This is a genomic window from Anabaena sp. AL93, assembly GCF_001672085.1.
Lineage (GTDB): Bacteria > Cyanobacteriota > Cyanobacteriia > Cyanobacteriales > Nostocaceae > Dolichospermum > Dolichospermum heterosporum.
Window position 1 is genome coordinate 48,500 of record NZ_LJOU01000023.1, and the last position, 10,642, is coordinate 59,141.

Below are 10,642 nucleotides of genomic sequence, written 5' to 3' on the forward strand. Positions count from 1 at the left end.
TGTTTTTGCCATAATTGGTGTCTAATTAACCTAAACCTATCGCTTTATGGTGATCCCGATTTTCTATTTACTTGTACTGATAAGCAATAACAGCTTTGACATCTTTTGTACCAAAATGTATAGTATAAAATACTAACACCGAGAACTGTTAGCTTGTGCAGTTTTTAGGCAGGCCTATATTTACCACTTTTAGGAGTTGTCAGTCAATGAGCGTGAAATTCACAGGAAAAATCCGAGCTATTAGTATTAAGGAAGGCAAAAGTCGTCTGGGATTTATTGATCCCGATAGACCAATACCTGGTCATGAAGGTGACATACTTTTCTTTGCTGATAAACTGATTGGTATCAGTATTGAATATGTTGAACGAGCAGATGTAGTAGAATTCAGTATTACTGAATGGAATAGAAAAGATGGGACTATACAAAAAATTGCCGAGGAAGTGCGTTTCTTGAATAAGACCATTAGTTTAACAGGTGTTATCAATTGGGTAAGCATAGAAAAAGGTAACGGTTTTATCAAAACCGACCAACCATTAGACAATCTAAATAAAGATTTATTCTTTTTTAAAGAAGATTTAGAGGAAATACAAATAGAAAATATTGTAAAAGGAGATAAAGTTAGATTTGTAGTAAAAATTATAAATTATAGAGATGGGAGGGTTATAAAATCAGTTAAACATATCCAATTGCTGTCACCTAGAACAAATCAACCTATACATTCAGTTACTAATATACAAACTTCTGATATAGTATCACCAATCAATTCACAAACTTCTGAGATAGAAAAATCAATCACCAATTTACAAGTTTATAATAACAATATTTTCAATTTAAAAGAACTCAAGGAAAAAATTTGTTTATTTTTGGGTAATCATAAGACACTATCAGATCCAGCAGAGTTTGAGGATTATACATTTATGATTCTCAGGCTACTTGGTATTCACAGTTTATATCAATACGATAAAAAAAACCAAGCTGGTAGAGCCGATGGTTTTTTCATAATTGGTAGTCTAGCAGTGATGTATGACTGTACTCTCAGAAACACTTTTGAAGAACACAAAAAAGAACAAATTGAAAATTATGTCAATAAATTGAAGAACTCTCAGATCACAATTGATTTTAGATTAACAAATGGCGATGTTAGAAAAAAAACTCTGCAAATCCAGGGTAAAAATTGTCAGGTATGGATAATTACTAAGAACAATACTAGAGAATTGTATGATGTTGACGGAATTCGCGTTAAAGAAGTTGCAGTTCAGGATCTAATGAACGTCTTTAATAAAAGACTGTATTCAGATGCGTTTGAAGAAGATGAACTATCTGCAAATTTGGCAGTAATTGATAAATCTTGATTGTTAGACAGATATTTTTTCCTAAAACGTAAAACCGATTTGATTCAAATATTTGCTCGTTATTAATTTACTCCCAACAAAAGCAAAAAAATAGTATTAAGAGGGTTGACAATTGATTTTGAATTTGTTATCATGAAGATGACGAGGAAGAACTATCTTGATAATCAGATTATATCTTCAACTCCTCAACAATCTGATTCCAAGCTAACTCAGGAACAGCCGCCGCAGTAATGGGACGACCGATAACGAGATAATCTGCACCGGCTGTGATAGCCTGGGAGGGAGTGAGCGATCGCTTTTGATCTCCTTTCTCAGCCCAAATTGGTCGTATTCCTGGACAAACCAGTAAAAAATCCTTTTCACAACTTGTTCTTAATTGTTGCACCTCTTGGGGAGAACAAACGACCCCATTTAAACCAGAATTTTGAGCCAATAGTGCCATTTCTAAAGCGAATTCTGGCAATTCTAAAGGTATTTTTAAATCAACCGCCAATTGTCGCGCCGAAATACTGGTTAACAAGGTAATAGCGATTAACTTAGGTGGTTTTGTCCCGGCTTTTTCCGCCCCAATTTGCACCGCTTCCGCCGCAGCTTTAAGAGCATCTTTACCACAAGTTGCGTGAATTGTCAATAAATCCACCCCATAACCAGCCGCAGCCCGACAAGCACCAGCAACAGTATTGGGGATATCGTGAAATTTCAAATCGAGGAAAATCCGCTTTTCTTGAGATTTGAGGATATCCAGAATCTTGGGACCTGTGCTAGTAAACAACTCCAAACCAACTTTCCAGAAAGTGACTTGAGGAAGTTCATCAACAAGAGCGATCGCACTGTCTAAATCTGGTACATCTAAAGGAACGATAATTTTATCAACATTCATAATTCTGATTATTACTTATTACATATTATCCAATTTATTATACTTCAATAGCGATGTTTAATATGACTACTTTTCAGTAGTCTAACAATTAGACTTACTTAATTAAAGCCTATAAGTGTTTAATAACATATAAATACTATTTAATAGAGTACAACAAAAATTTTGCTCTTAACCCTGTTATTTCCTTAATTTATAAGTTTAAATTATAGATATTTGAAAAATAGTTTAAATATTTCTATCCTACAAAAATTAATATAACTTCATATTCATATTTTCTTAATATTTTATTGAGAATAATTTCTATTTATCAAGGATCTTGCAATAGTTTCAGCGATTTGGTAAAATTTCAAAATCTAGGCGTAGTATATCAATTTTCTAAAATTGTAGGAAGTAGAATCTGGAAATCCTTTATTTATAGGTATTTGAGAAATAGGGAAAGTGAGAACGGGGAAAATATTCAGGAGTGATGGAGAATTTTTTGGACAAATTTAGAAATACCTTGATGTAGTTTTGTAAAGCAACGTCAAGGGTGGGTTGACAAAATAGACAGTTTATGATACGGCGATTAGCAAAAATATTTTCTAATTTATCGTATAATAATATTTTATAATAAAATCACTTATATTCTTCATCTGCATTATGAATACAGTTGCTATTTTACCTATATCAAATGCCAGTGGTGAAAAGTCTTATCATGCGGTTTCTGGAAATAACAATTTATATGAAGCAATGAAGGATATTTGTCAGTGGATTATGCATAAATTGCCTCTAAGTATCAATACAGCAAATTTTTAATTTTTGACCACAGGTTATATGTATCATCTTTTTTTATAATCCAAAAGACTGTTTAAGACTGTGTTTTGTAACGAACTGTCAAGGAAATATATTAAAATAGCTTACAATGATGCGTAAGAATACGCTATAATTGCTGAGAATCTTATCATGACCTAATCTTATGGATGTTGCAGAAATTTTACAATTTGCTGATCAATTGATCTTAAATAAGACAGGAAAACGTTTAGATGATCTGCAAAAAACTGTAATTACAGGAGTTTATGATGGAAAAACTTATGAGACAATAGCGGATGAATGTCATCGCAGCGAAAGTCGCGTTAGAAGTGTTGGACGTAAACTATGGCAAATTTTATCAGAATCTTTAGGAGAAGATGTTAATAAGCATAATTTTTGTTGGACTATAGAAAGAGTTATAAATAATTCTCAGTTTTATAATTTTGGTAATAATCAGATAAATTATTGTCATAATGATAATAATGAATCTTCTAAAAATACAAAACAAGGTATTAAGAATCAACTCTATTATGATTTAACTATTGCTCCTAAAATTAATCGTTTTTGCGATCGCATTTCCGAAATTGATACTTTATTCAATTGGATATTAAACCAAAATACTAATTTAATCTCCATCTTAGGATTAGCCGGTATTGGTAAAACCACACTCGTTAAAAGATTTATAGACTTACATCAACAAAAGTTTGAAGTTATTATTTGGAGAAGTTTAAAATTTCCAAAATCCCTAAATTTACTAATTAACGACTTATTAAATACTTGTCAACAAGAACCCAAAGCAACTATAAATGATAAATTAAAACAATTATTTGATATTCTCACAAATAAAAAATGCTTAATAATCCTTGATGATGTACAAAATATCTTTACTCCTCATCAATTTGCGGGAAAATATCAACCAGAATATCAAGATTATCAAACCTTATTCAAAATGATTACAGAAACCCAACATCAAAGTAGCGTCATATTAATGAGTCAAGAACAATGTCCAGAAATGGAATCTTTAGATGAAGAATTATATCCCATTAAGTCTTTAGAATTATCAGGACTAGAAAATATAGATATTCTCAAAAATACCGGATTAAAAGATGAAGATACTTGGTTAAATTTAATGATATTATATACAGGTCATCCATTGTTTCTAAAAACTATTACCATCTCAATTAAAAAGATTTTTAATGGTAAAGTTGGTGAATTTTTAGCAGAAAATGAATTAGTAATTACTCAAGAAATGCAATCTTTATTTAGTCAAATATTTAACAAAATATCACCCATTGAACAACAGATTATTTTAGCATTCAGTAAGTGTAATCAACCTGTATCTAGAAAAGATTTAAAAATTACCTTAGAATTATCTTCTACTAATTTTATTAATGGGTTAGAATCTCTACAAAAAAGGTATTTAATTCACAAAATTATAGAGGATAACATATTTTTTCATTTATCTCCTATTTTCAGGGAATATGTCAGAAATTTTTGTTAAGATTACAGGACTTACGCAAAATATTCCTCAAACCCTCATTTCTCTGTGTTCTCTGTGCCTCTGTGGTTCGTTATTGGTTGCGCCATTTTAACAATTTCTCCACGATGTAATTCATAACATATATCGGAATTGTCAGGAAGCCAGTTAACAAATTCCTCGAATGTAACAATTTTAGTTAAGGTTTGAATCATGACTTTTAAGAATTATTGATAATGGCAACATTATTAAGACTTACCCAGGAAGTAATCAAAAACCTAATTGTTTCGTAGGGGTAATTCATGAATTACCCCTACTTTCGTGATGTTTTCCGTTTTGCATTTTAAGCTGATAGCTGACAGCTACTTTACCAACCGCACAAAATTCTTCTTACCCACCTGTAACACCTTATCATATAAATCATCAGGTGTAGAAAAACTTAAATCCGCATCAGCAATCTTATCACCATTTATCTTCACTCCACCCTCCTGAATTTTCCGTTTACCTTCGGCTGTACTTTTACATAAACCGGTAGCACCAAGAATAAAAGCTAATTTAGCAGGAAATTGAGGAACAGCAGCCAGAGAAAATTCTGGTAATGCTCCCTCCTTCCCACCACTTTTTGCCGCTTCCTTCGCCTCATTAGCCACCTGTTCACCGTGATACTGACGGACAATTTCCCAGGCCAAAAATTCTTGGGCGTGGCGCGGGTTTTCTGGCAGACCATCCAAAGATAAATCTGTGAGCAGTTCAAAATACTGTGACAGTAAATTATCTGGTATACCTTGAAGTTTTTGATACTTTTGGGAAGGATGTTCTCCTAAACCCACATAATTACCTAAAGACTTAGACATTTTTTGGACACCATCAGTACCAATGAGAATTGGCAATAACAATCCAAACTGAGGCTTCAGACCAAAATGGCGTTGTAAATCTCGTCCCACAGCAATGTTAAATTTTTGATCAGTCCCTCCCAATTCTACATCAGCCTCCACAGCCACAGAATCATAACCTTGCATCAGTGGATACAGGAACTCATGGAGAAAAATCGGACTCTCTTGTTTATAACGTTCCGCAAAACCTTCTTTTGCTAACATTTGTCCGACAGTCATTGTCGAAAGCAACTCTAAAGTTTTTCCTAAATCTAGACGAGAAAGCCATTCTGAGTTATAACGTACCTCAAGTCTACCGGGGGTATCAAAATCTAAAATAGGACGGACTTGGTCAAGATAAGTTTGGGCATTTTGTGCTACATCAGCTTCTGTCAACTGACGACGCACCTCAGATTTACCAGTAGGATCACCAATTCGGGCAGTAAAATCACCAATAATCATTACCGCTGTATGACCAGCATCTTGAAAAGCCCGCAACTTCCGTACAGGGATACTATGACCAAAATGAATATCTGCCCCAGTCGGGTCAATACCTAGTTTAATTCTTAAAGGACGGTCAGAATTAAGCAAGCGCTTTTCCAGACTTTCCGTATCATTATCACCAACATGGGGTTGCGGAAAAATTTCTGCCACACCACGATGCAACCAAGAGAAATTTTGCGTCATACTATGAAATTGACTATTAACTATACTTTCCACACTAAAAGTTAAGTTTATTATGTTCACAAACCAATTATTTGTCCTTTCTTCTGCCAGATTACTATAATTGCAAAAAATTAACTGCCTTTTTCCATTTAATGAATTACATTTAAATTTACAAGTGAGGAAGTGAGATCGCCGTGTCGTCTAGGACTTTTGCAAACAAACAACCACAAGAGCAGGCTTCATCTGGATTTGAGTTCTTTAAGGGAGTAGGTCAGATAACTGGCGGTACTTTGCTATCTATAACACTCCTAACAAGCTCTATTGTTGCGGGAACACTAGTAGGTTTAGCCATTAGTTTCCGTAATTTACCAGATGTTAGACAAATAAAAAACTTTTTCCCCTCGGAAACAACTTACATATACGATATAAAAGGCAAACTTTTAACTGGTATCCACGGGGAAGCTAACCGAGAAGTAGTACCCCTCAATAAAGTTTCCCCCAACCTCAAACGCGCCGTCTTAGCTAGTGAAGATGGTCACTTTTATGGGCATCATGGCATTAACCCCACTGGTGTTGGTCGTGCCATAGTAGTTAATATGGTAGCGGGAGGTGTGAAAGAAGGTGGTTCTACCATCACCATGCAATTAGTTAAAAACCTATTTTTATCTCAAAAACGGGCTTTTACGCGGAAATTGGCAGAGGCTGTCCTAGCAATTCGTTTAGAGCAAATCCTCAGTAAAGACGAAATTCTAGAAATGTACCTCAATCAAGTTTATTGGGGTCATAACAATTACGGTGTGCAAACAGCAGCCCGCAGTTATTTTAATAAATCAGCAGAATATTTAACTTTGGGTGAATCAGCTATGATGGCAGGTTTAATCCAAGCACCAGAAGAGTTTAGCCCTTTTGCGAGTATGAAACTTGCCAAACAGAAACAAAAAGAAGTTCTGGGGCGGATGGTAGAGTTAAATTGGATCACCAAAAAAGAATATGATGATGCCCTGAAACAACCAATTAAACTGGGTAAGATCAGGTCTTTTCAGGGTAGTGCCTCACCTTACATCACCAATACTGTAGCTCAAGAGCTGGCGAAAAAATTTGGTCGTGATTCCCTGCTTAAAGGCGGAATGCGCGTCCAAACCACTGTTGATGCTAAATTCCAAACAATGGCTGAAGAAACCGTCAAAGAATGGCATGAAAAGCTTCAGTCCCAAGGGTTATCTAAGAATCAAATGGCGCTAGTGTCAATTGATCCTCGCACTCACTTCGTGAAAGCCCTTGTCGGTGGTGTAGATTATAAACTCAGTGAATTTAACCGAGCTACCCAAGCCCAACGCCAACCAGGTTCTTCATTCAAGCCTTTTGTTTATTATGCCGCCTTTGCTACTGGTAAATATACACCTGATACCACAGTCATAGATGCTCCAGTTAGTTATCAAGATGGTAATGGTTGGTACTACCCGAAAAACTACGATGGTAGTTTCTCAGGAGCGATGTCAATTCGCACAGCCCTTGCCCAGTCTCGCAACATTCCGGTCATTAAACTTGGTAAAGCGGTGGGGATGAATAAAGTCATTGAAACCTGCCGGACTTTGGGTATTATGAGTCCAATGGAACCAGTTACTTCTCTACCTTTGGGCGCTATTGGTGTTACTCCCTTAGAAATGACTAGCGCTTATGCTACATTGGCTAATTATGGTTGGCAGTCACCACCCACAGTAATTGTTCGCATTACCGATAGTGCTGGTAATGTGATTCTCGATAATACACCCAAACCAAAACAAGTTTTAGATCCTTGGGCTTCAGCAGCTACTATTGATATTATGACTTCAGTAATGACTGAAGGTACAGGTAAAAATGCTGCAATAGGTCGCCCTGCTGCTGGTAAGACAGGAACTACATCCTCAGAAAAGGATATTTGGTTTATCGGTACTGTACCGCAGTTAACTACTGCTGTGTGGGTAGGGAGAGACGATAGCAAACAACTGGCACGTGGAGCAACTGGTGGGGTCATGGTAGCCCCTATATGGCGGGACTTTATGACAAAGGCGCTCAAGGGTGTACCTGTAGAAAAGTTTAAGTCTACTTCTCAGTTTCCACGTCCTAAATCAAATTAAGAGGGAACAGGGAACAGGGAACAGGGAACAGGGAACAGGGAACAGGGAACAGTCAAAAGTTCTCTATCCTCCCCTACTGTCACTGCTTCCAGTTCTCAGTCATTTTGTTTTTTCCAATTCCGCTTTCATCCTTTCTAAGGTCACGTTCATTTGCTCAAACATTTGTTGTGGAGTTACGCCAAACTGACCTAGTTGAGTTTTTAGTTGCTGCATGGTCATTTGTGCCATGAAATCCTCTGATAGCTCGAAACGCTTCATGAAGACGCGGTATCTATCCATCATGGACTCCATTTGCTCAATAAACAGCTTCTTGCCCTCGCGGTCAAATTTGCCGTAGTGGTTGCCAAGTTGAATCAGTGCTTGATAGTCTTCAAACAATTGCTTGGCTTCTTGCTGCACTATTTCAGAGTCGAAGAATCCCATTTTGCTTTTCTTTAACTTAATGCTATTAGTTGAGTAGCTCCGAATTTTGCCTTTATGTCTTATTTTATTGTAGAAGATTCATCTGGGGAAACTACTTCGGTTAAAGTAGGGGTTTTTACCGGAATTTCACTACTTGACTTCAAGTATAGAGTTCGTTGACACTCTCCGGTCTAAAGACGCGGAGATTATTTTTTGTAGGTTGGATGAAGCGACAGCGCAACCCGACGTATTTGTTGGGTTATGGCTAACGCCTCCCGTCAGGGATACGTACCTCAACCCAACCTACTACTAATCTATGTAAGTAGGTTGGCGTTGAAAATTGTCGTTATGGCAAGGCAAGAGGCAAAAGGCAAGAGGCAAGAGGGTTTGGGCGATTTTACGTCTCTTTACACAGTTTGGTTTTATTGTGTTCACCTACTTAACTTGACCCATTAGTTGACGAATTGAGTAGAATGGCTATAGATAAAATGATATTCACTAAACGAAAAAGCCGTACTATTGCTGCTATTCTAGCATTTTCCGGCACATTAACGGTTTCGGGTTTACATAAATTTTACTTGGGACAGCCACTTTGGGGAATTCTATATGTTTTGTTGTCTTGGACACCTATTCCCAAGGTGGCTTGTGCTATTGAAGGGGTTTGGTATTTAACTCAAGAGGAAGAAACTTTTGATCGATATTTTAATTTGGGTGAGTCGGTAACGAGAGTACCATCACCAGTTGGTAATCAAGTGGAATCGGTTGCTAATGCTTTGCGTGAGTTAGAAGCACTCCGTCAAGATGGATTAATTTCTGAGTATGAGTTTGAGCAAAAACGTCGTCAGATGTTGGATCAGATTTAGGTGATTGGTAAAAGGATCGGGTTAAGAATGAATAAGTGGCTACCTTTAAATCTGAAATTGCAAAGGCTTCGCGCTAAGTTGATAAATGATCCCTATTATCGTTTGCAGTCCTGGGAAGAGGTGCAAATGGCGGCTGAGTTGGGTTTGGGTGTTGATGCTAATCAGGCGACTGTGGATGATTGGCTGCGGTTACCTGGGTTGTCAATTCACCAAGGGCGATCGCTTGTGGAACTTTCTCGCGCTGGTGTGGTATTCTACTGTATTGAAGATGTGGCGGCGGCTTTGGGTTTGCCAGTACAACGATTAGAACCCTTAAAACCTTTGCTGAATTTTAATTATTATGATCAGAATTCCCTGGATAAACCTCAGCCGATTAATCCTAATACTGCTTCGGTAGAAAGTCTTGCCAAAATCCCTTTTATAGATTTATCTTTAGCACAGATAGTTGTGGAAAACCGTGTGGCTGCTGGTTCTTACCGGAGTTTAGCAGATTTTCAACAACGTTTAGAATTATCTGGGGATGCGATCGCTCAATTAATGTATTATTTACGCTTTTCGTAGGGGCGCAGGGCTTGCGCCCAGTTGTCAGTTGTTAATTGTAAGTAAACTAGATTAAGCCGATGCGGTCAAGAGGCCAGAAGCGGAACGTGGCGCGACCGATGACGTTTTGACTGGGGACAAAACCCCAATAGCGAGAATCATTACTATCATTCCGATTGTCTCCCATGACGAAAAATGCGCCTTCTGGGACTTTGATTTCTGGAAATGGGCTGTTTGGTGGTTCGGCAATGTAGTCTTCTGTTAAGGCTGTACCGTTGAGGTAAACTTTACCTTGAGCGATACTAATTATTGCGCCTGGTTCACCAATTACCCGTTTGATAAAGGCTTGGTTTTGAGAATATCCACGTCTTTGTAGTTCTGGTGGTGAGTTAAAAACGATGATATCGCCGATTTTGGGAGGATGAAGGCGGTATGATACTTTTTCTACAACTAAGCGATCGCCTGTGTGCAAGGTAGGATACATTGATTCTGAGGGAATCAGGCGTGGTTCAGCAATAAATGTCCGAATTAGAAGCGCTAAACACAGGGCAATAGTTATTAAAACTAAATTTTCCTGCCAACTACTCCAGATTTTTGTTTGTGAAGAAGTATCTTTAATATCACTTTTGTGAGGAGTCATAGTTAACAGTGTAAGTGGGGGAAGTGGGGGAAGTGGGGGAAGTG

At 37.1% G+C, this 10,642-nt stretch carries 10 protein-coding genes and 1 pseudogene; 6 read left to right on the top strand and 5 right to left on the bottom strand.

The annotated features are described in order from the left end of the window. Positions 1-206 precede the first annotated feature (206 nt). On the top strand, positions 207-1,352 hold the full coding sequence (locus AN486_RS08215) for a cold-shock protein (RefSeq protein WP_053538701.1): 1,146 nt from the start codon (positions 207-209) through the stop codon (positions 1,350-1,352). Between the two features lie 169 nt (positions 1,353-1,521). On the opposite strand, the gene pyrF is transcribed toward AN486_RS08215, so the two are convergent. Next, entirely contained in the window at positions 1,522-2,232 is a 711-nt protein-coding gene (gene pyrF, locus AN486_RS08220; RefSeq protein ID WP_290600115.1) for an orotidine-5'-phosphate decarboxylase, read from the bottom strand. Between the two features lie 639 nt (positions 2,233-2,871). Between pyrF and AN486_RS08225 the strand changes: the two genes are divergently transcribed. Both AN486_RS08225 and AN486_RS08230 read left to right on the top strand, forming a co-directional pair. Continuing rightward, a complete protein-coding gene (locus AN486_RS08225; protein ID WP_290600116.1) occupies positions 2,872-3,027 on the top strand; it encodes a hypothetical protein in 156 nt (51 codons plus the stop codon). 160 nt (positions 3,028-3,187) lie between these two features. Then, positions 3,188-4,522: an ATP-binding protein gene (locus AN486_RS08230; RefSeq protein ID WP_290600117.1), complete on the top strand. Its 1,335-nt coding sequence runs from the start codon at positions 3,188-3,190 to the stop codon at positions 4,520-4,522. Between the two features lie 74 nt (positions 4,523-4,596). Here AN486_RS08230 and AN486_RS08235 read toward each other — a convergent pair. Both AN486_RS08235 and tyrS read right to left on the bottom strand, forming a co-directional pair. Continuing rightward, positions 4,597-4,713, bottom strand: a pseudogene (locus tag AN486_RS08235) (Uma2 family endonuclease); the annotation flags it as partial. 147 nt (positions 4,714-4,860) lie between these two features. Next, a complete protein-coding gene (tyrS, locus tag AN486_RS08240) occupies positions 4,861-6,057 on the bottom strand; it encodes a tyrosine--tRNA ligase (RefSeq protein ID WP_290600120.1) in 1,197 nt (398 codons plus the stop codon). A 173-nt stretch (positions 6,058-6,230) separates the two neighbouring features. Here tyrS and AN486_RS08245 point away from each other — a divergent pair, with 173 nt between their 5' ends. After that, the gene (locus AN486_RS08245; protein WP_053538705.1) at positions 6,231-8,153 is read left to right on the top strand and encodes a transglycosylase domain-containing protein; all 1,923 of its coding nucleotides are present in this window, start codon (positions 6,231-6,233) and stop codon (positions 8,151-8,153) included. A gap of 99 nt (positions 8,154-8,252) precedes the next feature. Here AN486_RS08245 and AN486_RS08250 read toward each other — a convergent pair whose 3' ends face one another. Next, positions 8,253-8,576 carry a DUF1825 family protein gene (locus tag AN486_RS08250; protein ID WP_039199368.1) on the bottom strand — a complete coding sequence of 108 codons (324 nt, stop codon included), beginning with the start codon at positions 8,574-8,576 and terminating at the stop codon, positions 8,253-8,255. A gap of 470 nt (positions 8,577-9,046) precedes the next feature. On the opposite strand from AN486_RS08250, the gene AN486_RS08255 reads away from it, so the two are divergent. Both AN486_RS08255 and AN486_RS08260 read left to right on the top strand, forming a co-directional pair. Continuing rightward, entirely contained in the window at positions 9,047-9,418 is a 372-nt protein-coding gene (locus AN486_RS08255; protein ID WP_039199390.1) for an NINE protein, read from the top strand. 27 nt (positions 9,419-9,445) lie between these two features. Beyond that, positions 9,446-9,979, top strand: a complete 534-nt coding sequence (locus tag AN486_RS08260) for a ComEA family DNA-binding protein (RefSeq protein WP_168636384.1) — start codon at positions 9,446-9,448, stop codon at positions 9,977-9,979. Between the two features lie 46 nt (positions 9,980-10,025). Here AN486_RS08260 and lepB read toward each other — a convergent pair whose 3' ends face one another. After that, entirely contained in the window at positions 10,026-10,598 is a 573-nt protein-coding gene (gene lepB / locus AN486_RS08265) for a signal peptidase I (RefSeq protein ID WP_027401287.1), read from the bottom strand. Positions 10,599-10,642 lie beyond the last annotated feature (44 nt).